This is a genomic window from Shewanella sp. Scap07 (assembly GCF_013394145.1).
In the GTDB taxonomy this organism is placed as follows: Bacteria; Pseudomonadota; Gammaproteobacteria; order Enterobacterales; family Shewanellaceae; genus Shewanella; species Shewanella waksmanii.
Genome location: NZ_CP041329.1, coordinates 3,365,567 through 3,392,508, shown reverse-complemented (window position 1 = coordinate 3,392,508; position 26,942 = coordinate 3,365,567). Strand labels below are relative to the sequence as shown.

General features: G+C 44.8%; 25 protein-coding genes and 1 other RNA gene. 13 read left to right on the top strand and 13 right to left on the bottom strand.

Annotated elements, in window-relative coordinates; all coding sequences use genetic code 11:
• Positions 1-2 precede the first annotated feature (2 nt).
• On the bottom strand, positions 3-2,237 hold the full coding sequence (locus FLM48_RS14830) for an acyl-CoA dehydrogenase (protein ID WP_179025166.1): 2,235 nt from the start codon (positions 2,235-2,237) through the stop codon (positions 3-5).
• Between the two features lie 526 nt (positions 2,238-2,763).
• Between FLM48_RS14830 and FLM48_RS14825 the strand changes: the two genes are divergently transcribed.
• Positions 2,764-4,977, top strand: coding sequence for a TonB-dependent hemoglobin/transferrin/lactoferrin family receptor (locus FLM48_RS14825; protein WP_179025165.1), 2,214 nt, complete (start codon positions 2,764-2,766; stop codon positions 4,975-4,977).
• 64 nt (positions 4,978-5,041) lie between these two features.
• Entirely contained in the window at positions 5,042-6,430 is a 1,389-nt protein-coding gene (locus FLM48_RS14820) for a hypothetical protein (RefSeq protein WP_179025164.1), read from the top strand.
• 56 nt (positions 6,431-6,486) lie between these two features.
• Here the strand turns inward: FLM48_RS14820 and FLM48_RS14815 are convergent, their stop codons facing one another.
• Both FLM48_RS14815 and FLM48_RS14810 read right to left on the bottom strand, forming a co-directional pair.
• Positions 6,487-7,047: a hypothetical protein gene (locus FLM48_RS14815; RefSeq protein WP_179025163.1), complete on the bottom strand. Its 561-nt coding sequence runs from the start codon at positions 7,045-7,047 to the stop codon at positions 6,487-6,489.
• A gap of 18 nt (positions 7,048-7,065) precedes the next feature.
• The gene (locus FLM48_RS14810) at positions 7,066-9,216 is read right to left on the bottom strand and encodes an LruC domain-containing protein (protein WP_179025162.1); all 2,151 of its coding nucleotides are present in this window, start codon (positions 9,214-9,216) and stop codon (positions 7,066-7,068) included.
• 393 nt (positions 9,217-9,609) lie between these two features.
• Between FLM48_RS14810 and bshA the strand changes: the two genes are divergently transcribed.
• The 3 genes from bshA (at position 9,610) to FLM48_RS14795 (ending at position 13,907) form a co-directional block, all read left to right on the top strand.
• On the top strand, positions 9,610-10,752 hold the full coding sequence (gene bshA, locus FLM48_RS14805; protein ID WP_179025161.1) for an N-acetyl-alpha-D-glucosaminyl L-malate synthase BshA: 1,143 nt from the start codon (positions 9,610-9,612) through the stop codon (positions 10,750-10,752).
• A 71-nt stretch (positions 10,753-10,823) separates the two neighbouring features.
• The gene (locus tag FLM48_RS14800) at positions 10,824-13,019 is read left to right on the top strand and encodes a cation:dicarboxylate symporter family transporter (RefSeq protein WP_179025160.1); all 2,196 of its coding nucleotides are present in this window, start codon (positions 10,824-10,826) and stop codon (positions 13,017-13,019) included.
• A 66-nt stretch (positions 13,020-13,085) separates the two neighbouring features.
• The gene (locus FLM48_RS14795) at positions 13,086-13,907 is read left to right on the top strand and encodes a hypothetical protein (RefSeq protein ID WP_218645299.1); all 822 of its coding nucleotides are present in this window, start codon (positions 13,086-13,088) and stop codon (positions 13,905-13,907) included.
• A gap of 23 nt (positions 13,908-13,930) precedes the next feature.
• Here the strand turns inward: FLM48_RS14795 and FLM48_RS14790 are convergent, their stop codons facing one another.
• The gene (locus FLM48_RS14790; protein WP_179025159.1) at positions 13,931-14,962 is read right to left on the bottom strand and encodes a lipid A deacylase LpxR family protein; all 1,032 of its coding nucleotides are present in this window, start codon (positions 14,960-14,962) and stop codon (positions 13,931-13,933) included.
• A 137-nt stretch (positions 14,963-15,099) separates the two neighbouring features.
• Complete coding sequence (locus FLM48_RS14785) at positions 15,100-15,591, bottom strand: hypothetical protein (protein WP_028773947.1); 492 nt, start codon at positions 15,589-15,591, stop codon at positions 15,100-15,102.
• A 217-nt stretch (positions 15,592-15,808) separates the two neighbouring features.
• On the opposite strand from FLM48_RS14785, the gene FLM48_RS14780 reads away from it, so the two are divergent.
• On the top strand, positions 15,809-16,231 hold the full coding sequence (locus FLM48_RS14780) for an organic hydroperoxide resistance protein (RefSeq protein ID WP_179025158.1): 423 nt from the start codon (positions 15,809-15,811) through the stop codon (positions 16,229-16,231).
• 23 nt (positions 16,232-16,254) lie between these two features.
• The gene (locus FLM48_RS14775; RefSeq protein ID WP_179025157.1) at positions 16,255-16,653 is read left to right on the top strand and encodes a DoxX family protein; all 399 of its coding nucleotides are present in this window, start codon (positions 16,255-16,257) and stop codon (positions 16,651-16,653) included.
• A 93-nt stretch (positions 16,654-16,746) separates the two neighbouring features.
• Here FLM48_RS14775 and FLM48_RS14770 read toward each other — a convergent pair whose 3' ends face one another.
• From FLM48_RS14770 to smpB, 7 genes are all read right to left on the bottom strand, one after another.
• Positions 16,747-17,739, bottom strand: a complete 993-nt coding sequence (locus FLM48_RS14770; RefSeq protein WP_179025156.1) for a permease — start codon at positions 17,737-17,739, stop codon at positions 16,747-16,749.
• A 4-nt stretch (positions 17,740-17,743) separates the two neighbouring features.
• Positions 17,744-18,436 carry an aromatic aminobenezylarsenical efflux permease ArsG family transporter gene (locus tag FLM48_RS14765; RefSeq protein WP_179025155.1) on the bottom strand — a complete coding sequence of 231 codons (693 nt, stop codon included), beginning with the start codon at positions 18,434-18,436 and terminating at the stop codon, positions 17,744-17,746.
• A gap of 6 nt (positions 18,437-18,442) precedes the next feature.
• Positions 18,443-18,925, bottom strand: a complete 483-nt coding sequence (locus FLM48_RS14760) for a nitrophenyl compound nitroreductase subunit ArsF family protein (RefSeq protein WP_179025154.1) — start codon at positions 18,923-18,925, stop codon at positions 18,443-18,445.
• 29 nt (positions 18,926-18,954) lie between these two features.
• Positions 18,955-19,194, bottom strand: a complete 240-nt coding sequence (locus tag FLM48_RS14755) for a thioredoxin family protein (protein WP_179025153.1) — start codon at positions 19,192-19,194, stop codon at positions 18,955-18,957.
• A 40-nt stretch (positions 19,195-19,234) separates the two neighbouring features.
• Positions 19,235-19,552 (bottom strand): metalloregulator ArsR/SmtB family transcription factor, encoded by a 318-nt coding sequence (locus FLM48_RS14750; protein ID WP_179025152.1) that lies wholly within the window; start codon positions 19,550-19,552, stop codon positions 19,235-19,237.
• A 407-nt stretch (positions 19,553-19,959) separates the two neighbouring features.
• Positions 19,960-20,315: a transfer-messenger RNA gene (gene ssrA, locus FLM48_RS14745) on the bottom strand.
• A gap of 100 nt (positions 20,316-20,415) precedes the next feature.
• Positions 20,416-20,910, bottom strand: coding sequence for an SsrA-binding protein SmpB (gene smpB / locus FLM48_RS14740; RefSeq protein WP_028771621.1), 495 nt, complete (start codon positions 20,908-20,910; stop codon positions 20,416-20,418).
• A gap of 205 nt (positions 20,911-21,115) precedes the next feature.
• Between smpB and FLM48_RS14735 the strand changes: the two genes are divergently transcribed.
• Positions 21,116-21,547, top strand: coding sequence for an SRPBCC family protein (locus FLM48_RS14735; protein WP_028771622.1), 432 nt, complete (start codon positions 21,116-21,118; stop codon positions 21,545-21,547).
• A 67-nt stretch (positions 21,548-21,614) separates the two neighbouring features.
• On the top strand, positions 21,615-21,947 hold the full coding sequence (locus FLM48_RS14730; RefSeq protein ID WP_028771623.1) for an RnfH family protein: 333 nt from the start codon (positions 21,615-21,617) through the stop codon (positions 21,945-21,947).
• A 145-nt stretch (positions 21,948-22,092) separates the two neighbouring features.
• Here the strand turns inward: FLM48_RS14730 and FLM48_RS14725 are convergent, their stop codons facing one another.
• Positions 22,093-22,617 (bottom strand): outer membrane protein assembly factor BamE, encoded by a 525-nt coding sequence (locus FLM48_RS14725; protein ID WP_028771624.1) that lies wholly within the window; start codon positions 22,615-22,617, stop codon positions 22,093-22,095.
• Between the two features lie 346 nt (positions 22,618-22,963).
• Between FLM48_RS14725 and FLM48_RS14720 the strand changes: the two genes are divergently transcribed.
• The 4 genes from FLM48_RS14720 (at position 22,964) to FLM48_RS14705 (ending at position 26,241) form a co-directional block, all read left to right on the top strand.
• Positions 22,964-23,764 carry an SAM-dependent methyltransferase gene (locus tag FLM48_RS14720; protein ID WP_179025151.1) on the top strand — a complete coding sequence of 267 codons (801 nt, stop codon included), beginning with the start codon at positions 22,964-22,966 and terminating at the stop codon, positions 23,762-23,764.
• A gap of 85 nt (positions 23,765-23,849) precedes the next feature.
• Entirely contained in the window at positions 23,850-24,062 is a 213-nt protein-coding gene (locus FLM48_RS14715) for a hypothetical protein (RefSeq protein WP_179025150.1), read from the top strand.
• Entirely contained in the window at positions 24,049-25,854 is a 1,806-nt protein-coding gene (locus FLM48_RS14710) for a GGDEF domain-containing protein (RefSeq protein ID WP_179025149.1), read from the top strand. Before FLM48_RS14715 ends, FLM48_RS14710 begins: the two co-directional genes overlap by 14 nt.
• Before the next feature lie 150 nt (positions 25,855-26,004).
• Positions 26,005-26,241, top strand: a complete 237-nt coding sequence (locus FLM48_RS14705; protein WP_179025148.1) for a hypothetical protein — start codon at positions 26,005-26,007, stop codon at positions 26,239-26,241.
• Positions 26,242-26,942 lie beyond the last annotated feature (701 nt).

The following is a 26,942-nucleotide window of genomic DNA, read 5'->3' as shown; positions in this document are numbered from 1 at the left end:
TGTTAAGCGATTTTTAAATCGGCTTTGACGACAATAGGGTTCAGGTCAAAGTCAAATTCATCGACTCGAATTGCACGCAGGCGTTTGCTGTTGTAATCCATCAGTTGCTTAAACTCATCTTGGTTGATGATTTTGGCAGCTAAGGCGTTTTCTAATGTCACCGCAAAATGTGCACCGCCTTTAAAGTCACCTCGGCGAAGCGATTTTTTCACTTTAGCCAGCAAAGGTAAGCTGGCGAGTTTGGCGTGGTAAGCCTGCTCATTGATGTCATTACCATCCCCAGCCACAGGCTGTACTAAGTGGGTTAGATGACGTTTAAATTGAGTGTCCAGCTGAGCTTGCTCGGCAAGCTCGCGTACCAAGTCATCGTTAATCTTTGGCATTTTGTGAGAAAAACTCATCGTTAGCGTGCGCATCAGTTTGCGCGGCGCAGACGCTGGGAAGTTATCTAAAAATGCCATTAAGGCATTCTCTGCCTGAGTCAATGACCAACGTGTTGCATAATGGAAGTAGGGTGCGGCTTCAACGCGCTCTTCAGCACTGAGTTTCGTCTCATAGTAGCGAATGGATGCCATGGCGGCGTATAGATAGCTCATCACATCGCCCAAGCGCGCAGATAGCATCTCGGCTTGCTTTAGCTTGCCACCAAGCACTAATAGTGAAAAGTCAGCACATACCGCAAGTTTCGCCGCAAGTTTATGGACATTTTTCTCATAGCTGACCACTTCAGGTAACTTTGAGTTTGCTGAAGCGGTAAATGGCAGTACTCCTAGACGCAGTGCGCGCAAGCTATTGTTGACACTGTAGCCAACAGTTTTTCGTAAAATTCCATTAAATACTTTATCGGCATTGTCATGGTTGCTATGGATCGCTTCTACCATGTTTTGCAGGTAAGGGTGGCAACGCATCACACCTTGTCCAAAAATCATCAGATTTCGAGTAAGGATATTCGCGCCCTCAACTGTAATGGCGATAGGTTGCGCAACATAGCCCGATGCTAAGGTATTTTGTGGGCCGCGTTGAATTGCTTTACCTGCTTGGATATCCATTGCGGAGTTAAGAATATCGCGACCGAGCTCAGTCATATGATATTTGGCAATTGCGGTAACCACAGAGGGTTTTAATCCGATACCCAGACCTTCAGTTGTCAGGACCCGCATCGACTCTTGCAAGTAAGTTTTACCGGCAATGTCGGCGAGCTTTTCCTGAATGCCTTCGAACTTACCGATAGATAGGCCAAACTGTTCACGCACAGCCGCGTACTCAGTCGATGACTTAAATGAGCATTGACTCACTGAAACGCCTAAGGCCGGCAATGAAATACCACGTCCTGCGCCTAGGCAAGCAACTAACATTGCCCAACCTCGGCCGATGTTTTTCTGGCCGCCAATAATAAAGTCCATTGGGATGAAGACATCTTGGCCGCGAGTGGTACCGTTGTAGAAATTCACGCCCATTGGGTCGTGACGGTTGCCCAGCTCAACACCTGGGTGCGAGCGTGGGATCAGTGCGCAAGTAATGCCTAAATCATGTTGCTGACCCAGCAGCCCTTGAGGGTCTTGTACTTTAAATGCTAAGCCGAGTACCGTAGCGATGGGGGCGAGCGTGATATAGCGTTTATCCCAAGTTATTGATAAACCGAGTACTTGTTCACCCTGATATTCGCCCATAGTGACCGTGCCAATATCTGGGATGCCGCCGGCATCGGAACCTGCTTCAGGGCTGGTCAATGCAAAGCAAGGGATGTCGGTTCCTTCAGCAAGGCGAGGTAACCAGAATTGCTGCTGGTCACTGGTGCCGTAGTGCATCAGTAGCTCACCAGGGCCTAACGAGTTAGGGACCATGACCGTGACCGCAACGGCAGAACTTTTCGCCGCAATAGTGGCAACGATGGTTGAATTTGCATAGGGGCTAAATTCTAGGCCGCCAAACGATTTGGGAATGATCAGGGAAAAGAATTTGTTGGCCTTCAAAAAGTCGAGAATATTGTCGGGTAAGTGCTTGCTGCTTTGAATGGCGAAATCGTCAATCATTTCCAGCAGTGTTGTCACAGGTCCCGCTAAAAAAGCAGACTCTTCAGCGCTCAGTTTGGCATTCGGGATAGCACGTAGTGCATCGAAGTCAGGAATACCTTGATAAATTGAGCCTTCTAGCCATACATCTCCCGCATCAAGGGCTTCTTGTTCGGTTGTTGAAATGCTTGGCATTATCTTTTTAAGTTGGGTTCTTATACTCATTTTATTCTCATCCGACCAGAAATAATAATCACATTACGTCATAAAATGAGAACTAGATCAATAACACTAAACAACCTTTTTAAACGGTTGTTTGAATTTGTGGCGGCAATAAGATTAATAAAGGTAATTTTTTCATTAGCTTACACATGTACGCTCAGTGAGATATTTTTTTAAATTATTTTTAGCTAGCAGCAAGATATGTGGCAATTGTCGTGACATGGTTAGTAGGAGCGGGTTCATTTTGATTAAGCTGATGAACAGCAATTGTGTGTTAAATCCGGTGAATAAAGTGCGATACATCTTAATACATTTGTTGTCCAAATAAATGCTTGAGCGTTTGCTAATGTTGTTGGTTTTTCGCTTATTTACCCGTCGTTAACAAAGGTGCTGAAAAGCCGGTAAATTTACTCTGTAACGATTGAAGAATGGGATCGTGATCGCTTCGTTAATTTTTGTTCATGGTAGACTCCTGCGCCTCCATAGATGAGATTAATTCCTATTAAGGTTTAATTAAGGATTGCGATTAATGAAGCAGCTTTCGATCAAAGCGATCAGCGCCGCAGTGGCAGCCGTTTTAGCGCCACAAGCCATGGCTGAAGAAGTAACAACAAATTCAAATTTTCACGAAGTGATTGTCGTTTCTGGCTCTCGTATGGAGCAGACACTCGATCAGGTTGCCGGTTCTGTGGTCGTTATTGACGAAGAAGCGATTGCTCGCAATATGTCGACTGATTTTTCAACCTTGTTTAGAACCGAAGCTGCCGTTGATGTCAAAGGTGGTGCGGGTAAACCCAGTTCGGTCACTATTCGTGGTATCGGTGGCAACCGCGTCATGATGGTCAAAGATGGTGTGAGGGTCAATAACCAATATGCCTCACCACTCGGCCCAGGTGCTGAAGGTACCGGCCGTGGTTTAACTGAGATTGAAGGCCTAAAGCAGGTTGAAGTACTTAAAGCTGCAGCTTCAACTATGTATGGATCAGATGCCCTTGGTGGTGTTTTGGTTATGACTTCAAAAGATGCCGATGATTACCTACAGGGCAGTGACTACTATTTCTCTGCAAACGCGGGTTACACCGGTATGAACGATGAATATAGTGGTGGTTTTACTAGTGCATTTGCCGCGGGTAATTTTGACAATCTAGTGAGCTACCAGCGCCGCTACGGCGAAGAGCAGCAAAACTATTATGAGACGCTGCCCCTGAGCGACTTAATCACCGATAGTTTCCTAGTTAAGAGCAAGTACCATTTTAACGATGACACTAATTTGCAGCTTACCGTTGACTACCTTAACCAGCAGCTAGACCGCTGGGAAGATAGTCAAGATAACACTCAGTCAGTTGACTACGACCGTCAAACTCAGGTGTTAAATACTTCATTGCGCCTGCGCTCATCTAAAGACCGTGGTATCCACGATAATGTCGATTTCGTGCTGTACTATGGTAAGACTGATCAAAGTGAGCAGCGTGATTACTACAATGGCAGCCAAGGTTACGAGCGTGATATTTATGAGCATCGTGACTATCAATTTGATGAGTATCGTATCGGCTTTGCCAGCACATTCAGCAAATCACTGTCTCTGACAGGCCATGATCATAATATGGTTTATGGTTTAGATGTTGAGCAATCAGAAATGAGCCGTCCACGTGACTATCAAGTTATTGATGGCAATGGTAATTGGAATCCATCTGATACCGATACTTTCTCTTTTGCTGATACCAAAAGTCTGCGTGTCGGGGCCTACTTTCAAGATGACATGACGTTCTATGATGGCAAGCTAAATGCCATTCTTGGTTTACGTTACGATTATTTCAAGAATACTCCTGATCAGCAGCAAGCTGCAGCTGCCGGACGTGATCCTGAAGACTTTGCCGAGATGAGTGATGGTTTTTGGTCGCCAAAACTGGGCCTAGTCTACCATGTGACCGATAACGTTAACGTATACGCGCAATACGCATACGGTTACAAGATGCCGACCCCAGATCAAAAGTGGGGCGAGCTAGAAGTTAAAGATGGCAAAATGCCATTTCCTGTAAAGATTTTAGCCAACTATGACCTAGAGTCTGAGTCTAGCCACACCATCGAAGTTGGTGTGCGCGGTCACCATGGTGATACTCAGTATGAACTGACGACTTTCTACACCCAAGCTAATGACTACATTGATTGGGAGTTTGTAGGTTGCGGCGGACCACTCGGTTGTCTTGCGCCTGCTTCGCTAGAGTATCGCTATATTAACTATGACAAAGTGACCTTATACGGTGCGGAAGCATCGTTCAGCCAATGGTTAAATGATGATATTCAACTCTGGGGTAACATAGCTTACACCCATGGTGAAGATGAAAACGGTGACTACCTCAATAGTGTGAGCCCATTAAAAGGTAATGTTGGCCTGAACTACTATGCATACCTTGCCAACAAGGAAACCGACTTTGGCTTAACCGTGCGTTTTGCAGACAAGATGGACAGAACCACTGATCTGAACATTTTCCCAGTTGGAGAAGCGTTTAATGAGGTATTTAATACCGCCGGTTACGCGGTATTTGATCTAACTGCGAGTGTGACTTTATCTGATAACTGGACCGTGCGTGCTGGTGTTTACAACCTGTTTGACACTGAGTATGTGGAGTATGCCGATGTGGCCGGTCAGTCAAAGTATTTGATGTCTAACCTGGGCGTGACCGAAGAGACCTACAGCCAGCCTGGGCGCTACTTCAACTTAAAAGTTAACTACCAATTCTAAGTATCCACCTATCATTTCGTACCCGGTGAAACCCAGTTTCATCGGGTATGAGTAAGGAATTTTGATGAAAAAAACTAGTTTAGCCATCATGTTGTCATTGCTTATTGTTGGGTGTGACTCGAATAACCCTAACGACGGTACGCCCACTCCACCGGAGGACAACTGGCCACCAGCTGAAGAGTTAGTGCATGCACTGTATATCAGTAGTGAGAAAAGCCCTAACTGTGGTATCGCCGGTGTTGAGTATACGATTTATGATACTCAAGGTGCTGTGCTAATCAGCGGCGAGTCTAATGAAAATGGTGCCATTTTGTTAGAAGATCTACCCGAAGATAGCCGCTATTTGAGTTACTTTTATCGCAGCCAAAATCCAGACTTTAAAACCTGGAGTAGCGCGACTTATGAGATCAGCTTGATTTCTCAGGCAAGTAAAGTGTTACTGCATGCTATCGATGATGGTGATGTGGCTCAATGTGCTGCAATTCAGGATTCAGTTAAATCACTGAGCTTTGTCAATCAAAGTGGTGGTCAGCAACTGCAATATGTCGCCAACGGCGTACTGAGCCAAGATGTTTTGCAAGTTAACCTCGCAGAAGAGTCGCCATTACTGGTAACTAGCCATGATGACGCTGGTCAACTGCTGTTCTCTGAGTTGTTTGATACCCGTGATTTTGAGGCTCAAGATGAAGTCACTGTGACTGCTTCAATTGAAAGCGAGCTATTGACTGTGGAATCACCAATGAGTGCTGACCGCACTGTCGTACAGTACAGTCAGTATCCACTTGCTGCAGACGTAATGACTGAAGCACAGGATGCCACAATTTGGGCGCCAGTTGCTGATGATGAAGCCGCCATTATTGTGCGCCAGTCTAGCGTTAATGAGCTAAAAATGTGGTCTCAACGCCGTCAAGCACAAGCGCAGCAAATCGCATTTGATGATATTAGTGACTACCAACTTGATGTTGAGTTCCCATCACATCAAGACCAAGGAGATAATTTAGCTACGCAGGTGACTTTTGAGCTTCAAGGCGCAGCTGAACAAATGGATTTTGTCGGTCACTATGCCGATCGAATTTACACCGGTGGTGGCCCGTTTTGTGCTGAAGATCCAACGTACTGTCGATACATTTATCGTAATGTCTATACAGCTAGCCAAAACAGCAGTCTATTTATCGCACCGTTACCTGAAGATGTGAAATTTCATTGGATGGGCGGTGGCATAACCAACCAAGCGCTGATTGTTGCTGAGCGTGATGATGTGGGGATGTTGCAAACGCTTGCAGCAGGTGAGGCAAGTGATGCATTTGCTCTTGGATATGGTGCAGCAGATTTAGATAAGCGTCTGCAAGTGTCACCACTCGTTCCTATGCCGGTATCTGCGCAAACTCGCGAAGAGTTTGAGTTACGATATAGCCGCGATTTTAATGCTGTAGCAAGTGCTAAAGTCATGTAAGTGGCGCTATTTGTCAGATAAAAAAGGCGATACGTTAAGTATCGCCTTTTTAGTTTTTAGTTGTTGATGGTTAGTTTTGGGTTGGTGCCTTGCTGGTGCTGCCAAAGCTGAAACCTTGGCGCTGAGCCATCATATTTCCATAACACTGCCAATAACTCTGTTTGGTGGTTTGCCACTTTGATGGCACTGCTTAGTTTTCCATCTGTTAATGCCCCACGATACAAGCAAGAGTTATAGTTCACTTTATAGTCACTACCTTGGTTTTGGAACTGGTCACAAAGCGAGAAGTAAGCCCGTTCGGTGCTGCCCAAATCAATATCTATGGCTAACTCAAAAACCGATTGCAACATGTTATCAGGGTCCACCGCTAAGTCATCTAATGAGCTTGGGTCGGGCACTGGATCCGGTGTCGTTGCCGGAGGTGGTGTTGTCGTCGCTGGTGGCGTCGTGGTCGCCGGCGGTGTTGTTGTTGATGGCGCAGCAGCACTAGGTGAGCTACCACCGTCATCGCCACCGCCTCCACCACAGGCAGATAATACAATCACACCGAGAGCGGCTAGGGCTATTTTGAGGCTTTTTAACACCATGTTCATTGACGAGTTTGTTAAGGTATTCATAGTCTTCTCCTTAGCTGCCTATTGATTGCCGAACACAAGTTGATTGTTGGGATTTAAGTACCAGTTTGGTTTTGTTTCACCACTGGAGTCTGCTGCAAAGTCAACAAAGTCGATATAGGCACTGTCAAGGCGCTGCTCCTCAATCGGGTGCTGCCAATTAACGGGGACTTCTAGTGCCCACGCCATACCACTTTCTGTTTGGAAATATCGACCTAAACTGGCATCTGCGGCATCATCACGGGCACCAATGTAGCTAGGCTCAAATGTATCTGTGGGGGCCATGTTTTTGAGGTGAACCTCCCACTTTCGTCCCGGGTTGTTACCGTCGGTGTAGTATTTAGCAATTTCGCCATGGTCGGTATTGGGGGTGGCAAAAATAAATGGATCATAGGGAAACGCAGGCATTGCACTTGTCTCAATTGGCGTGTTGAAAGGAATTTGCATCTCCCAAGTGGTGCGATATGCCGTGTCACAGCCAGCTTCGGTACGCAAGTATTGGCAACCTTGCGCTAATGTGACGTGATCAGAAAGATCTTGGGTGAATATCATCACCGCATTGGTTTGCCCCGCTTCAAGTGGGTTGTCGGATTGCTTAACCCCATCCACATATAAGGTAACCAGCGACTCTTTGACCTTGCTACGAGCAACTGCAGGCAGTTGGATAGCGAAACCGTTATGATAGGCTGCGCCCATTGCGGCGAGTTGCGCTTTGATGCTGATACGGCGGACTTTGTTGTCTTTAATGTATTCAGCAAACTGCAGCTGTACCACGACATCGTTCATATCAAAATCACCTTGATCAGGGTAAAGATCTTCATAGGCAATAGAAGTGTAAGTGGATGAGGAAGGGTAGTAGTTTACTGTGACTCCCGTTTCGGTCAGGCTAATCTGGTAGTCTTCTACTTCGCCGTCACCGACACCGCCCGTAGCGGCAATATCTTGCTGAGTGCTTAATCTAAAGCGCGCCCAGGTGTCACCAGTTTGTGCCCACGAAGGCACTTCGATAAAGATGGTGTTACTGCCATTGTCGACGGGCTCAGCCAAGATGGCTTGTTCTGAAGCTTCAAACTCACCATTACGGTTCCAATCAAACCAAGCATTGAGGTAGCCATCATTGCCGGTTACATCAACCAGTACGATTGCAGTCTCGCCTAGCTCGAACCCTGTAGGCATACTGATACCATCGTCATCATTGCTACCGTCGCTACTGTCATCACTTAGCGGGGCAACGTAAGCATCGGCTTCATTGTCAATTGAGCTACCTAAATTGAGTCCTGCCACAATGGAATGACGGGCACCATTGCTCTGCATTGACGTGCCATAGCTGTCAGGTGCATCGCCGAAGTCGACATTGTCGCCAACTGGCACTTCGGCCAGTGCGCAGCGAGCGCCATCATTACTTGATGATGAAGGACCATAGGCAAATAACTCGCCCTGTGGATTAGCGTCGTTAACGTTGACACGGTAGATATTACCATTGCTATTGTTACTGACATACAGGTTGCCATCGGGGTCAAAAAATTGTGCACCGAACACAAAGTTACTTCCTGACGAGGTCAATACATCGGCGAGGGTAGTGGCAGATCCAGTTTGAGGGTCTATGCGGATTAGTCGGCCTATACTGCCGTTAGTGAGTGCATAGAGGTAACCATCGGTTGGATGAAAGGCAAAGTCAGTAATATTGAAAGTCGCGCGGTTTTTACTACCAGCAACAATGTTCATTGAATAGTTGTTGCTATCGTTTAGGTCTACCTTAAAAAGACCTTTGTTTTTGCGGTAGCCATACCACGCATTTTCGGCTATCGCGACATCGCCAACGTAGAAGTTCCCCGCACTACTCGCATCGTTATCTTTGCTCATATTCAAGGGGGTGATCTGATAGTCGTCGCCGACTTTGCCTAAGGTATTACTTTGATAATCCCAACCATAGATGTAGTTGTCATGGTAGCTAAAACCGACGCCGTTATAGGCTTTAGTGCGGCCCATATCAGCAGACAATGTGTTATAGCTACCGGTTGCGAGGTCAACGCCAAAGGTTTTAGGTGTAGAAGAAGGCGTTTGGATGATAAATGCTTGCGTAGGGCAGGCTTGAAATTCGCCTGCATAAGTCAGTTGGCTCATTGCCATTAAGCCCAAACTTAAAGATAGTGGTGTGGTTAATCTTGGCATGATGTATCCCTCATATTAGCTAGGTAGGATAAGCTATGCATGAGTAGTGCCAATATTCAAGTTGTTGTATTAGTTGGTTTATTTTTTATTCTTTGAATCGTTTTTGCAATTTGCAACTCATAGTCGCGAGCTGTTGATGCAATCTGAAAATCAGCGTGTCGGTGGCATATTGAACTATTACCTGTGAGTTTACATATGCAACGAGTTTTGTTCGTTTGCTGTTGTAAGCTGCCGGATGATCTTCCTAAGCTGAACTATGCTGAATAAACAACCCAGAATTAATTTCTAAGTCTTTAGTAGCATGAAGATAAGATTTTTTTGTTGAAATCAAAATTTAATGTTAGTTTCCAATAATGTAGCTATAACTTTTTGCTAACATGATTAAGGTGGGATATGCGCATAGGGATTGTTTGCCACCCCAGTATTGGTGGATCTGGCCTCGTAGCCACGCAGTTAGGCCTTGGTATTGCCAAACAAGGGCATGAAGTTCACTTTATTTCTCGAACTCGACCATTTAAGTTATTAGAAGATTTAGACAATGTGCACTTTCATAGTGTTGAAGCGATTCATTACCCGCTGTTTACCGATCCGTTATACACATTTGCGCTGACGGCAAAAATTGTTGAGGTGGCGGAGCAGTATCAACTTGATGTGGTACATGCACATTACTCGATTCCACACTCATTGTGTGCATACTTAGCCTGTGAAATTAGCCAGCACAAATTCCCCACTATTACGACTATTCATGGCACAGATGTCACTGTTATCGGCCAAGATAAGCCCTTGTATCCATTGAACCAATTTAGTATCAATAAAAGTGACAAAGTCACCACCGTGTCAGCTTTTCAAAGTGAGTACATAAAGCAGAATTTTGAAATTTCTAATCCTATCGAAGTCATTCACAACTTTATCGATTTAGCCGTATTCACCCCTGACAATGCGTCAACGGATGTACGAAGGACTTTGGCCGGTGATGATGAAAAAATCATTATGCATGTGTCCAATTTTCGCGCCATTAAAAACACCCAAGCCGTGGTGCATGCGTTTAATATTGTTCAGCAACAATTAGATGCGCGTTTAGTGTTGTTGGGTTCAGGTCCGGATGTTGATGGCCTTAAGGTCGAGTGTCGACGCTTAGGGATCATCGATAAAGTGAGCTTTTTAGGGGATGTGACCCATGTTGAGTCCTATTTAGCCAATGCCGATTGTGTGATCCAGCCTAGCTATAAAGAGTCCTTTAGTTTAGTTGTGCTCGAAGCCATGGCCAGTGCGGTGCCAACAGTGACCAGTAACGTCGATGGCATTCCTGAAGTGATGCAAGATGGGGTCACCGGGTTGATGACAGAGCCCGACAACATCGAACAGCTAGCAGCCCATACTGTCACTATTCTGTCTGATGATCATCTGCAACAAACCATGGGGCAGGCCGGGCGTTTGCGGGCTGCGCAGTTATTTAATCCTGAAGAAAAAATAGCACAATACTTAGCCACCTATAGCGAAGCAATCGATGAGTTTTCCGTATCGCAGTCGTGCTGAAGCAAGTGGGTCATTTCGGTAAAGCAGACAGGTAACGATTGTTCGCCGTTTAAAGAGAATAGGATGTCATTATGACAGCAAAAGCCACAACAGAAGCAGACGTGAGCCCAGCAGCTCCAAAGAAAAAAATGAGTATGTCGACAATTGTGTTGTTGTCATTCGCGGCTGGTATTATTAGTGGGTTGTTTTTCGGTGAACGTTTGGCGTGGATGTCGGTAATTGGTGATGCCTTTATCAAGCTACTGCAAATGACCATTATTCCTTATATTATTGTTTCACTGATTTCGAGCTTAGGTAATCTTACCTATGATCAGGCGCGTTCATTAGGGGTGAAGGTCGGTAAGCTCATGTTAGTGATTTGGCTGTTTGGCCTGGTTGCTATGTATATGATTAAGTATACGTTTCCCGACTGGGTTGCTGGTGAGTTCTTCAGCTTAACGGCACTGGAAGATCCAAAGTCGGTCAATATTCTAGATTTATACATTCCATCAAACCCCTTCTTCTCGCTCTCTAATAGTTACATTCCAGCCATTGTATTGTTCTGCGTGGCGACGGGTATTGCGCTTATTTCCATCGATGATAAAGAGTCTTTGCTAAAGCCGATGCAATTGCTTGGTGCCTCTTTCAATAAAGTGACCCAGTATATTGTGACTATGATGCCGATAGGCATTTTTGCCATGACGGCCGCAACGGCCGGTACAATGGATTTTGATGAATTTCAAAAGTTACAAGTTTACTTTGCTGCACATGTGGTGATGACAGGCTTGTTAACTTACTGGGTTTTACCGGCACTTATTGCGGTTATTACGCCGTTCTCGTATCGTGATATCTCTGGCATTGCAAAAGATGCACTTATTACCGCATTTGCAGCAGGCAATATCTTTATCGTATTACCCCTGTTAATTGAAAGAACTAAAGATTTGTTCCATAAGTATAATTTAGGTGATAAAGACACCGATGATTACGCTAATATTATTGTGCCTGTGGTGTTTAGTTTCCCTAATTTGGGCAAACTGTTAACCATTGTTTTTGTCCTGTTTGCTGCATGGTTCTCGGGCCAGGAACTCGACTTTATTACCTATTTCCCAATGGCTGTTAATGGCCTAATTAGCTTATTTGGTAGTGTTTACCTAACCATTCCAATGTTGCTTGATTCGCTGGAGTTATCATCAGATCTGTTCCAGCTTTATATGGTGTCGAGCCTGTTTACCAGTCGCTTTACGTCATTGCTAGCGGCAATGAACATCTTCATTCTTGCGGTGGGCGGCACCGCCATGTTGGCCGGTATTGCTAAAGTCAGCATGAGACGTTTGCTGATATACAGTGCATTGACCCCGGTGGTATTTGGTGTCTGCCTCTTGGTGACATCAATGGCGCTGAATAAGATTGTTAATACCGAATACAAAATGGATGAAGTGGTAGCGCACATGAGTGCGGCGACTAAACTTCCAGAGGCCAGTATCGACCTTGATGCTACGCCAATCGCGGCGGGCGAGCCACGTTCAATTAAGCAAATTGTCGATAGTGGCGAGCTGCGAGTCGGCTATAACCCGATTCAGGTGCCGTTCTCTTACTTTAACGCTAAGGATGAACTGGTAGGTTTTGATATTGAGATGATGAAAAAGCTCGCCTTAGAGTTAGGGGTTGAAGTTAAGTTTATCCCCTATAGCCCTAATACCGCGGTGGATTCGTTAAACACGGCGCAATTTGATTTGGCAATATCGGGCATTCAAATGACAACAAAGCGTCTGCAGTATGTCAGTTTCACTAATCCGGTACTGTCGTTGCATTATACCTTTGTGGTGAAAGATCACCGTGCAGATGACTTTGATACGCCTGAGAAAATCAACAAACTTAATTTACGAGTTGCCTCGGTGGGTGATTACTCCATTATCCCTATGCTTAAGCTCAAATACCCACACTGGCAGTTTGACAGTATTGCCTCGGATAAAGTGTTTTTTGACGATGATGGCCAGACGTGGGACGGGTTATTATTGAGTTTAGAGGCAGGAAAAACGTGGACTATTTTGTATCCTAGCTATACGACTTTATATAATCGAGAAGAGATCCGCTCCTTTCCTGCATCTTATGTGGTGGCGTTGGAAAATCAATCATTACAAAGCTTTATGAACAGCTGGCTAGAGCTGCAAAAATCGAGTGGCTACGTCGATAAATTGTATAATTATTGGATTCTGGGTGAAAATGCCAAGCCTAAACAACCTCGATGGTCGGTGATAAAAGATGTGCTGCACTGGGTTGAAGATTAAGCCATAGCGAACCTATGATGAGAGTGAGGGAATAGGTTGCAGACGTTCAGTAGAGTGTTTCGATATGTGCCAAAGTTTGCAGCAGTGATGGCTTTTTACGGGCTAACTTTGCCAGTTTATGGTCAAGTTGATTATGAAATCGGCCCCGAGAGCTATATACAAGCTGCAGATGATTGGCATTACTTGGTGGCATTTCCAATGATTTGGGCACCAAGTATTCAAGGCGAAATTGAAGCCGATAGTGAACGTGTAGATATTGAAGTGCCGTTTGAAAATATTCTCGATAATTTGACCTTTGGTGTTATTGGCGAACTGTATGCGCAGAAAGGCCGTTGGTTATATAGTTTGCGGGTTAATTATCTGCATGTAAGAAGTGAAACCCGTACCGAAGGCCTTAAAGGCCCTATTACTGGTGGAATTATTGCGCCCGAGCATTCTATCGAAACAGATATGCATATGGCAGTTAACGATCTATTGGTTGGTTATGAGGTCTATCCTGGCCTGAGGTTACTGACAGGTGTCAGACATGTGTTCAATCAAGTTGATTTAAACGTAAGACCTGTGGTCGATGAAGGGCTGATTCAGGTAGAGGCCAATATACCTTTATCGAAATCGCATCAATTTGATTGGCTGGTGGGTATTTCATATCGCTATTGGTTAACGGATAATTGGGGACTTGGTATATCGGCAGACAGCAAAATTGTCGGTGACAATGATCGCAATTATGGCTTCAATGCCGTGGGCTTGTATCGTTTTGGTCATTTGCATAATGTGTGGTTTGGATATCGTTACCTGCAAATAGGTAACGATACTGAGCAAGAGGGGATCTCTTCAACAATGGACTTTGTTCAACAAGGGCCGATGTTGGGTTGGGCTTTTAGTTTTTAGATTCTAGCTTCTAAAGTCATTGATCACAGCGACCAGGCAAAAAGCAGCGAGCCATAGCCATGCCATCTGTCTGGATCGGACTGATACTCTTTGGTGTAGGTGGCAAAGCGCCATGCTACTGACCAGTTTGACTGGGCCCATACAATACCAATATCTAACCCTGCTTGTTTGTTTTCTAGCTCGGCATGGCTGTCGTAACTCAGATCGCCATCTAAGGTTAAATCGTTAAATCGATATCCAACAAAACCGCGCGCATAAGTAAACCAGCTGCTGGACTGACTGACACTGGTTATGTTCCCTACGTGGCCAGTATGCTGGCTTAAATGGCCAAAGTTATTGCTGAGTTGATTACCCCAGCGGACGATCATCCCCACATCTGCTTGGCTGCGAAAATTTCCTGCCTGAGCATGACCAAAACCAGACAGTTCCCACTGAGTTTGCTCAGTGATGCTTTGGCGATACAGTAGCGTATCAATTTCATATGCCGCTTGTAGGGTTAGTTGATTGCCTATTTGATGGTCCCAGCCTTTAGGCTCACTTGATCCGGTGATTTTGTGCACAAAACTTTGTAAATGCTCTGTGCCCGAAGCTGGACCAATTACGCCGACTGATAGCCAGTTTTTTTGGGCAAGAGAGTCATGGTAACTTGCACTAAAAGCTTCAATGGATAGGTAGCCCGCATAAGGTCGATCATAGGGCTGGGGGGTGTCTAATTCTATCTCGCCTGGCGTCCACATCTGTTGGGTTAACGTTATCCCCCAATTTTGGTGGGTCACGTCTTGGTTAAACATGGCTTTATTTTGCCACTGAAACCAGCGTGGGGCAGCAGTTAAGTCTTGCTGTAAGTTGGCTGACCAACCCAGCACCATTCCATTGGTATAATTCCCATCATCTCCATAAATAATGTCGTTGTCGAGTTGTAAATGCCATTGCCCCGCTTGAGCTGGGGCGCCCATAAGCAGTAATACCGGGAACAACATGCTGAGGCTGCACTTAGCACCATAGTTAGTTGCAATGGAAAGTAGGTTATCTGCGCAGAGTTTGGGGTGTTGCATCCATTGCCACCTTAGGTTGTGTGGGTGATAGCTTAAGCATATCGCCCACGATGGCAGAGACAAAGGGTTTTACTGTGACGTTTTGTAGCGCATTATAAAACTAGTAGGCTTAACGGCTACGTGAATATATTGCGCAGCTAGTCAATCACCGACTGAACCGCTTCATCAAAGCCTTTTAGTGAATAGCTTTGATCGTAAAACTGCAGTGATTTTGCATCTTGCATCATCGCAATCAATTGTTGGCTTTGGTCGGTTTCTACTAATGCAAAAGAGTATCCGGCCTCACAACCAATTTTAGCGGGCAGTGATACAGTTTGTGATTGATTATTCATGTTTAAATTAACATTGATGCTTGCCTCAATCGGTTCGAACAGTGCATCTTGGCGGTTGCAATACAGTTGATCATTTACATTAGTAAATAACACTGCAGCTTCATCACCCATTGCGACCAACCGCATCTGTTGATAGCCCAGTTTAGCAATAATAGCGGCCTGTTCACGTTTGCCGTCTTCAACTTGAGTCCAAGTATCACGGTTTAACTCTTGTGCATCAGCAACGTTAGTTGTCAGCGCAAGTGCACCGAAAGCCGCGGCACCCAATAATGTCGAAATGATGATAACTTGCTTCATACTGGTTGTCCTCATTTGATGTTTTGGTGTGTAGTTGCGGCTAGTGTAGAGAAGCACGCCTTAACTGAACCTGAATGCGATGATTTTTTAATCACCAATGAATCTTGATATTTAAGTTGCGCACAACTTAATTTGCTGATACTGTTGTAAAATAGATTGTGCGCAACCTAATTGCTTGCTGCCAAATACGATGAAATAGCCAAATATAGGATTAACCATGACAACACTTTATCAAACGCAAGCCACAGCAAGTGCAGGACGCAACGGCAACGTAAAAACTGATGATGGCCTACTTGATGTAGCATTAAGTTACCCTAAGGCCATGGGCGGAACGGGTGAGGCCACTAATCCCGAGCAGTTGTTTGCGGCCGGTTATAGTGCGTGCTTCTCTAATGCTATTTTGCATGTAGCTCGTGAATCTAAAGTTGCCCTCAAGCAAGCACCTGTAACCGCACTGGTTGGCATAGGCCCGCGTGAAGCCGGCGGTTTTGCTCTAAGCGTGAGTCTTGATATTCAGCTTGATCTTGAAGCGGCACAAGCACAGCAATTAGTGAAGCTAGCGCATCAAGTCTGTCCATATTCCAATGCGGTGCGCGGTAATATTGATGTGGGGCTGACTGTTAACGGTGTAGTGATTTAATTGGCCACGATAGGGAAATCTTTATGAACAAAGCCAATATGTTAGTGACTGTCGGCCGCGTGATGCTGGCGCTATATTTCTTGCTACCCGGAGTCATGAAGTTTGTTAGCTGGGAGATGCATGTGGCGTTGATGGCCAAGCACAACATGCCGGCAATTGAACCGCTATTAGCCGTGGCGGGCACCCTACAGATTTTAGCCGCTATTGCCCTATTGGCGAATCGCTATACTTATATCGTGTCACTGGGTTTAGCTTTGATGGTTGTGGTCATCAACTTGTGTCTGCATGATTTTTGGAATTTTAGCGGAATAGAAGCGGCCCATGAGATGCAAAACTTTGTCAAAAACTTGGGCATATTAGCTGGGTTATTGGTATTGGCGGGACACAGTCACAACAGCAAGACCATATTAGCATCTAAGTGATAGATGCTTTATTAACTTGCCGATTTACTGCTTAATGTACTGATTACTGCAGAATCATAGAAAAGCTCCCATGGTTCTGCAGCAATGTGTTAACTACTGCAATAGGTTAAGCACCCAACCCATTAGCGTAAACGATGTGAGCAACAGCGCAAAAACCAGCGCTAACAATCGCCATTGCATCACTTGTTTAAGCATGACAAATTCTGGAAAACTGGCAGCTACGGTGCTCATGCAAAATGCCAATGTCGTCCCAAGTGGCACTCCCTGTATCAGCAAGCTTTCCATGACTGGAATGACTCCAGTGGCATTGGCGTATAGCGGTATGCCTGCCAATACGGCCAGTGGTACGCTCCACCATTGACCGTCACCTAAGTTTGCCTCTAGCCAACCGGCTGGCACAAACCCATGTAATGCGGCACCGAGACCAACACCGATAACCACCCACTTCCATACACGGCCAAAAATCTCTTTGGTTTCAGATTTAGCAAACTGATGCCGATGTCGCCAGGTGATTGTCTCTGCGTGGCCATTGGCGGGGTTTGTCGCCATTTGACTGGACTCTTGCCCCATTGCATAGGCCTTGGCAGCGATCGGTTGTAGCCAACGCTCAGCCCTTAATAGATCGAGAATAGCGCCACCTATAATGCCAATAGCCATGCCTGTAGTGATGTAAAGCAAGGTGATTTCTAGCCCAAGCAAACTAAACAGCAGTAGAATTGCCACTTCATTAATTAACGGTGAAGTCAGTAAAAACGCCATGGTGATACCAATAGGTATGCCTGCTGAGGTAAAACCAAGAAACACAGGAATACTGGAGCATGAGCAAAACGGCGTGACAGCGCCAAAACCTGAGCCCATGGTATAGCCTATCCATTTTGGCTTGCCGGCTAAATATCCGCGAACTCGCTCGACATTCAACGCCGCGCGCAGCCAGCCAATCGCGTAAATCATTATTATCAGCAGGGCGAATATCTTGCTGGTATCTTCAACAAAAAAATGCAGCGCTTGGGCTAACTGGCTTTGATTCGAAAGCCCTAAGCAATCATAAACTAGCCAATCAGCCAGTAATGTAAACCAAATAAACATAGACTTACCTTAAAAATGGCATCAGGTAGAACCAGCAATAGTAAAACCCTGCTAGCAAGAAAATGGCTCCGGATGCGCGGCGTGCATAACGTTCAACCAAGGTTAATTGGTTATAAATATTGGCAACTTGAATCGTTCCCAACGTGAGTAACGCACTGATAATGAGCACCGGCATTGCGGTGCCAACACCATAGATTGCAGGTACCCAAAAGCTTGATTGCTGCGCCATGATTAACGGTAATAAAGAGGCGAAAAATAACGCCGCAGAAGTGGGGCAAAAAGACAGTGCAAAAATACTGCCCAACGTAAACGCCCCCCATTGACCCTGCTTGGCTAAATACTGCTGCAGTTGGTTTGATAGCCCCCATGAACTGCTTGGCAGGCGAATAAGCCCAAGCAAACAAGCCCCGACTAACAACAGTACTGGCCCAAGTAGGATGTTCATTTGGGTTTGTAAGAAGTGAGACAGCTTAGGTGCAGAGGTAACGCCGTACAGTAGTAGTGCTGCTAGCACCATATAACTTAACATTCTTCCGCCACTGTATGCCGCGCCCATCCACAATGACTGGGTGGTGTGATTAACCTGCTTACTGAGAAACGATACCGCAGCAATATTAGTGGCAAGCGGGCACGGTGAAATTGAGGTCAGCACGCCAAACCATAGCGCACTGCCTAATATTATAAACCACTCAACCATGACAGTTTATCCTGGTAGCTGGGTTTGCGGCTCGCCAATTAGGTTGCCTATTTGCTGATAGAGGTAATGGGTAAACTGTTGTGGTTGGTTGTAAAGCTGCCACACTCCGTCGAGGCGATGATATTCGACTACCTGATCGGCTTCTTCAATCGCAATCACCACTGAACGGGTGATCAATTGAAAATCGGCAATATAGTGAGCATTTCCGTCCGCTTCTAAGTTGACCATGGTTAAGTTTACTTGCCCAGCTTGTAACTGCGGCGAATAGGCCTGTTCAATGGCATCACGGGTGAGTGCTTCTATTTGTTTGCAAGAGTGGCAGCGCACATTGCCGTGAAAGTAGTACACCGCCAATACTTGGTTGTCAGCCAGCGTGATAATTGTTGGCGCAATCGCTAAGTCGCTTTTGGCGTATAGTGGTGATGAAGCTAAACTAAGTAAAACGGCAAGGGCTGTTAGCCACTTAATCACTTGTTTAGAAGTTGTCATGTTCAAATCCCCCAATTTGTTGTGACGTGTTAGCAATGGGCTTGCAGTAGGCTCTCAATCTCTTTTGTTGACGGCACACTGCCCGCGGTAATGACCGCGCCATTAATGACAATAGCGGGTGTTGACATCACGCCGTACTCAAGAATTTTTGCCATATCCGTGACTTTGTCTAAGTTAAACTCGATGTCCATTTGCTGGGCAACCTGTGAGACTTCCTCGGCGAGATTCGTACACTTTTTGCAGCCACTACCTAAAATTTCAATATTCATTTTCATACCTCAGATTTGATCATTATTGCGAACTGTTTAGCTAAACTAACTTGGCCTGAGCAGATGCATTTTGCTCAATCACGTTTTCAACGCAGCTAAGCATTTTTAGCAAGCAGGGTGTTTGCAGACGGTAATAGATCTGCTTGCCTTCGCGACGGCTGCTGATAATGCCTGCTTGGCGTAACACGCTGAGATGCTTAGACACTGTGGAAATATCGGCGTTGACCCCATCGGTTAATTCGCAAACACAGCGCTCTTGTTGCTGCAGTTGTTCCACTAACCATAACCTTGTGGGATGAGCCAGTGCTTTTAGCACTGCCGCACGGGCAGTCAATTGCAGTAGTTGTTGTTCAGTCATAAGGTGCTTATCTCAGTCAACATTTTCTTATTTGGCAAAATAACCAAGTGTTATTGGTTGAGCAAGGAGATTTGCAGAGCAAAGTAGAAATCTGTGAGCCAAGAAACACTTCTTAGCCCAACGATGTAGGAATTGTAGTTTCTGATCACAGGGCTATCTCATAGCAAAGCGCCCAAATGGGGCAGGGATTATTTAATGGAAGGGCGGGCTTACTCGTATCCGCCTGATACTCGCCCTTTCGGGGCCGTCGCAAGCGACGTTCAACTGGCTATTTTATATGGAACCACGGCGTTGTTCCTGACAAACGTGTCGAACCCTCATGCGGCTTCTCGTCCGTAGTATAGCAATCTAAACGGCCAACCAATAAAAAAGGCCCCAACACTTTTGTGTTAGGGCCTTTTCCGAATTGGTGGAGGCGGCGGGGCTCGAACCCGCGTCCAAAAAGCCTACATCCTCGGCGCTACATGCTTAGTCTCTCTTTTGGTTAACCAAGTACACTCCGAAAGACAGGATTGCAATTGGCGAGTTCAGTACTGTTTCGCGGTTCACCCCTGAACAAGGTTCCCTCGCTATCAAATGTAAAGGTGACCATCTAGATACTCTGCCCATTTGAGAAACGTGAGCAAGATGGCTAGCGAGCCTAAGCTGCTAGAGCGTAGTTATCGTCGTTTGCAACTATAACTGTGCGGCTTTTTACGAGGCCAACCGCCCCTCGGCATGCTCCTAGGGTTTCGTGAATCTTGTCGAATCCAGAATCGCCCCCAAGTACAAACTGATTGTAACCTGTGCATTCCTCGATTAACAAGGATAAATGCCACAAGTGCAATCGATTGTTCGTTATCCGTACGTTTTACGCGTACAACTTACTGTTGAACCGCTTTTTTCATCGTACGTGATTTTTCAATCTTCCATTCGCGCTCTTTGGTGTCGTCGCGCTTGTCGTGTTCTTTCTTACCCTTACCTAAGCCAATTTCCATTTTGACCCAAGCGCCTTTACGCCAGTACATGGAGATGGGGACAATAGAATAACCTTGACGGTCTACCAGTCCTTGTAGCTTGTCGAGTTCACGGCGGTTTAATAGTAATTTACGATCGCGCATTGGATCGCATACCACGTGAGTCGAAGCGGTATTTAGCGGCGTAATGGTGCAACCAAACAGCCAAGCTTCGCCATCACGCATGAAGACATAGCTTTCTGACAGGTTTACTTTACCCACACGAATTGCTTTTACTTCCCATCCCATTAAGGATAAGCCAGCTTCAAACTTCTCTTCGAATTTGTAATCGAAAGTCGCGCGTTTATTACGTGCGATTGTTGCTGGTGGGTTCTTTGATTTTTTTGCGTTTTTCTTAGCCATAGGCGGCCATTATACGCGCGCCTTGCCAATTTGGAATTCCCCTTTGTCATTATTTATAGAAATTAGCGCGATCAGATGACAGTTTGCGGTTTTTTTGTTCGCTTAAATGGTGGTTTTTGTGTGGGTGTACTTACGCGGTTAGCATGTTAAAATTTGCTGCTTTTAGCCTTAACCGTTCAGATACTTGTATAGGTAACTTAAATCAATGCCACAGATTTCCCGTAGCGTTTTAGTTCGCTTTAGCGCAATGCAGATGTACCAGTTAGTTAATGATGTTGAGTCATATAAAGAGTTTCTGCCCGGCTGTGTGGGCGGTAAAGTGCTCGAGTTTGATGGTAAAACCATGGTAGCGTCGGTCGACGTGGCTAAAGCGGGCATCAGTAAGACGTTTACTACACGTAACCAAGTGGTACCGGGTAAACGCATAGAGTTGGCACTGGAAAATGGCCCTTTTAAGCATTTGCGCGGTGAGTGGGTATTTACTGAGCTGACAGAAGATGCCTGTAAAGTGAATTTCGAACTCGATTTTGAATTCTCAAGCAGTGTGGCGGATATGGCGTTTGGGCGGATTTTTAAAGAGTTGATGGCTTCAATGGTCACCGCCTTTACCGAGCGCGCTAAAGTCGTTTATAAGTAAAGCAATATCCGCAGATATAGCATGACTAAGTGAGATCGTATTTATCAACGTTGTAGAGGGCACAGGTGTGTCAAACCAAACAGATAACTTTGCGGTTGAGGTGATATATGCCTTGCCAGAGCAACAAAAGCGCATTCAAGTGACCGTAGCACCGGGTACTACCTGCATAGAGGCTGTAGAGCTCAGTGACATGGCAAGTTTCTTCCCTGATATTGATTTAGCTAAGGTTAAGTTGGGGATTTTCAGTCGCGCGGTTAAGCACCATGAGGTATTGCAACCTGGGCAGCGGGTAGAGATTTATCGCCCCTTAATTGCAGACCCTAAAGATGTGCGCCGCAAGCGTGCAGAAAAAGCCAAAGATGAAGGCAGAGCCAATAAAATCACTGGTGGACGTGTCTAACTATTAATGTGGCCAAATCATAGCTTGGCATTAATTGGCGAAGGGTTAGCTTGAATCAATTAGCCACAAATTGAGTTGTCTAAGTGGCACAAAAAAGGTCGAATACCTCAGTATTCGACCTTTTTTATTAATTTTTCTTGAGTGCTTATTCGAACTCTTTGAGCTCGTTCAGTGGCTGCTCGTCGACTTCGGGTTTCGCTTCAGGACGCACTTCTGGGTTAAGTGGTTCTAAGTCACCTTGGTTGCTCAGTTCCTGTGCAATTTCAGGTAATGAACTTTGCTCAAGTGGAGTATTGAAATCGTCGTCTAGCTCATAATCCCCATCTACTTTACTGAGTTGGTCACCGTCAAAGTGGATGATTAGCTCTTTGTGGGTGATTTGCGCATTACGGCCATTTTTATAATGGTAAACATAATACCAAGTGTCATCAGCAAAGCTATCTCGTAACACAGGGCGGCCGAGAATATACTCTACCTGCTCTTTGGTCATTTCTATACGTAGCTTCTCAACCTGTTGAGTTTCTACGTAGTTACCTTGAGGAATATCAGGCTTGTAGACTAACCAGTCAAATACACCACAGCCACTCAATGATAGAGAAAGCGCAGCGGCACCTAATAGAGTCAGACTTCGTTTTTTAATTGTCGTTTTACTTGGCTTTATATCGGTCATTGATTGCGTTACATCCTAAAAATCTGTCGGCCATGATAACCAAGCACTTACCCTGCTGACAAGCGCTATTGTCTTCTATTGTTGTTAAAACCTTGAGCATTGAGACTCATATCAGATGATTAAGTTCATCTTGCCGTGTATTTGACTATCGTTTTACGCAGTTTTCGATTATTGGATGGCTTAAATATTAAGGTTGAGTTGGTGTTGGTAAATTGATAGCTAGCTATTGCAAAGTCATTATAAAGTCGTAACAATGCAAGGGCTTACTTAATAATAAACAGAACTAAATATCGGTTAAATATTTTTGGCACAGGTGTTTAGAACATAATGTTGCAGGAATAAAAGAATGAAGCGACAAGGTAGTTTAGTGTGTGTCGGTACTGGGATGCAATTGGCTGGGCAGATCACAATACTTGCCAAAAGTTACATCGAGTCAGCCGATGTGGTGTTTACCTTAGTTCCTGAAGCCTACACAGAGAGGTGGCTTGAAAAACTCAACGGCGATGTACGGTCATTGCAAGGCTATTATGCTAAGGCGGGAGAGATCAAAAATCGTCGCGATAGTTACGCACAAATGGTTGATGCGATTCTCATAGAAGTTAAAAATGGCAAAGATGTTGTCTGTGCTTTTTATGGCCATCCAGGTGTGTTTGCTTGTGTATCGCACTTAGCCATAGAACAAGCTAAAGAAGAAGGTTATAGCGCTCAAATGTTGCCAGGAGTTTCAGCTGAAGCCTGTTTGTGGGCAGATTTGGGGATTGATCCTGGCACCGGTGGTCATCAAAGTTTTGAAGCGAGTCAGTTTATGTTTTATCAGCATACACCGGATCCTTGCGCCCACTTATTACTTTGGCAAATTGGTATAGCGGGTGAGCATACACTTACGCAATTTTCTACCAGTAGTGAAAAGTTACAGGTGTTGGTGGAGCAGTTGCAACAGTGGTACCCCGCTGAACATCAAGTTGTGCTGTATGAAGCTGCAAGTTTGCCGACACAAAGTCCAAGAATTGAACGAATTAATCTAGCTGATTTACCGGAGGCTGCGCTTTCTGGAATTACCACTTTGTTAATCCCGCCGTCTAAACCGTTGAGCCATAATGATGAAATACTTAGCAAGCTCGGGATATCTGCGACGGATTTAGGCTAGATTAAGGTTAATAGTGAAATGCTAGCTATAGTTAGCAAGTGTACTAACAACAATAAATGAACGTAAGTCAAAAAGGGGAGAGACCATGTCAAAGTTAAGTGATTTTTTCGAGCGGTTAGGCACAGATGCAAAATTACTCGATGCGTATAAGAAAGATCCTGTAGGGGTAATGCAAGCCAATGGTGTGACTGATAAAGAAATTAAGGTGGTGATGTCCGGTAATGACAGTGACATTAAAAAGCTGTTGGGTGATGATAAATCTAGAAGTGCATATTTAATTATTCATGCAAATAAGTAATAGCCCTTTGGGAGGGTGGTATTGTGGCGTTGTTTTATGGCTATTTAGTGCAGTGCTTTTTGCTGCAGAGGATAGTCACAATTACGACGCTGCATTAACAAACTTAGAGCGTGTTCAAGTTGCTCAGCCAGAGCGGGCTAAGTTAGAACTTGAGCGGTTATTTGCCGTTAAGGAACAATTGAATAACGAACAGCTAAGTCGATTGTTTGTTAGCCAAAGCATAGTTCATATGTTAGCTACGGAATTTCAACTAGCACTAGATTTGTTACAGAAAGCGGAACGTCTTACGACATCAAATACTCGCCTTACCAATAATTATTTATACCAAGCTACAGCATTCACCGGTTTAGGTGAATATGAAAGCGCCTTAGATATCATCGCGAAAAACCTCTCGAAAATTGAACAGTTAGATGAGCTAGACATTAAAATAAGTTCCTACCTGCGTTTAACAAATTTGTACGCCAATTTAGAAGCTTATAGTGAAATGTCCCACTATGCGCAGTTGGTGTGGCAGATGAGCAAAGGGCTTGATCCGTTAAATCATTGCTATGCTTCGCTGTTTATTGCTGTTGCCGCGCTTAAGCAAGCAGACTTTAAGAAAGCGGAAAAACTGTTTCAGACAGCGCAAGATTTTTGTGCGGCCAGTAATATTCCTTTAGTTGTTGCTATGGCCGAAAAAGGCAAAGCCGAAACGCATTTAAAGCGAGGCAGCTACGCTGAAGCATTGCAGTTGTTGTTGGCGGCCCAAACTGGTTATCAGTCGTTTGATTTTGAGTGGGAGTTGAACAATGTTACCGCATTGCTGGCTGAAACTTATTACCATTTGCAGCAACCCGCCCAAGCACAATTGGCTGCAAATACGATTATGGCGTTACCTGAAGCGTCGGTAAATATCGAAAATAAAGTGATTGCTAGTAAAGTGCTTGCCTATTTAGCCCATGCAGAAGGCAATTACCAACAGGCATATGACTCTTTAGCTTTGCACCAAGCGTTAGCTAAGACATTACTCGATGAAACTAAAGCCAAGGCTCAGGCTTATCATATGGCCAAATTCGAGAACGGCGAAATGACTCGTCAGGTAAGAATGCTTGAGCAAGACCGTGAATTATACAATGCTCGTCAAGAGCTGAAGGCACTAGAAGATAGTCGCAATAGTATGATTTTATTGGTGACACTCGGCGGTATGGTCTTAGTCTCTATTTTTGGTATTACCACCTTAGTACAAAAGCAACGCTATAAAAAACTGGCCCAGTTTGACCCACTCACTGGCGCTTATAATCGCGGCATAGGACAAGAGTTGGCAGAGAATATATACGTTAAAACGGTTGCTTACCATAAGCCATTTAGCGTTATCATATTAGATTTAGATAATTTTAAACTGATCAATGATAGCTATGGCCACCACGCCGGTGATTGGAGTCTTAAGCAGGTTGCTAAAGTGGTGCGCAAGTGCGTTAGCAGCCAAGACATGCTTGTTCGAATGGGTGGTGAAGAGTTTGCGATATTTTTGCCTAACCGTGACAGCGAGACAGCGCAACAAGTTGCTGAGTTATGCCGTGAAGGGATTGCCGCCATTGAGGGTAAATATAATAACTATACCTTTGATATCACAGCCAGCTTTGGCGTTACCAGTAACTTAGCTGACGATTTGAGCTTAGACCCGATAACTCATCGTGCTGATTTAGCTATGTATCGAGCCAAAAAAGCAGGTCGTAATACTGTGGTGTTTCAACTTGATAATAGTGGAGAAACGCTACCGAATGCTTACCAGAGTAAGTTTGCTTTAGGTTAGAACCTGTTTTATTTGCTAGCATTTGAGCTTAAATGCTAAGCAAGGGCTTTCAAAAACTATGTAGACCATGGGGTGCGGTATGTAGCGATAGTTATATTACTCTGTCGTCCAGGTAGGAAACGTTGTTTAATAAAAAATAAGGATTGAAAAATGGATAAGCATAATGCATTTTTAGAACAGTTAGCCAGTGATGCTGTGTTACGTAAACAGTATAATAAAGCGCCACAAGACTTACTGCGTAACTATGGTTTTACTGAGTCAGAAATATCTATGATAACGTCTAAAGACGATCAGTTATTAAAAAAACTGCTCGATGACGGTGTTACTAGGAAACCGTTCACTGTAATTCATGCTAATACTGTATTAGAAAGCCATAAACAGCTATAAGTTTTAGTAGTTTTAGTAGTTTTAAAGCAAAGACAGTGTCTTTGCTTTTTTTATGGCAGGTTCAATCAGCAGCGTTTAGGCTAAAGATTTGTCGATGTTATGAGTGGTTATTCCAATCAGTATAAGAATTTGATCAACTCAGCGCGCTTTTGGCAAACTAGTTCAAGGCCGGCTAATTCAAAGTGAGTACTGAAACAATGCTTGCTCCCTTGCGAGGTTAATCAACGCAGAAATAGGTAGCCAAAAACGCGCCAGAATGGCGAGTTTTAGCGGTTCTGATGCTGTGTTAACGAGTTTAACCGTAGAACAACTATGCTCTTCACTCGTTGCAAGCCACATGGATGTGGTGAATGTCATTAATGCACGACTATAGGGATATAGGAGGTAGGGTAACGCAGGAGCAGTTACCGAGGAGCATTTAATGACCTTGCCTCAGTACCGCTAAACTCTCGCTGAGTGACTAAATGTTTATACTGATTGGTATTATTTTGGTAACTCATAGTTAGTTGTATGCATTGGCTTGGCTGTTCAAACTGGTGGAGCATCACCTTGCTTATCGCTCAGTTAGGCAAGCTTGCTCCTTAGCCAAGCCTCTGAAGTATGTAAATCCATCTTATTTATCCGCGTAATCACCTCTTTGTACACAAATATAGAGATAGGCTAAACACTAGAACTAATTAGCTTATTTTTAGTGATTTCTG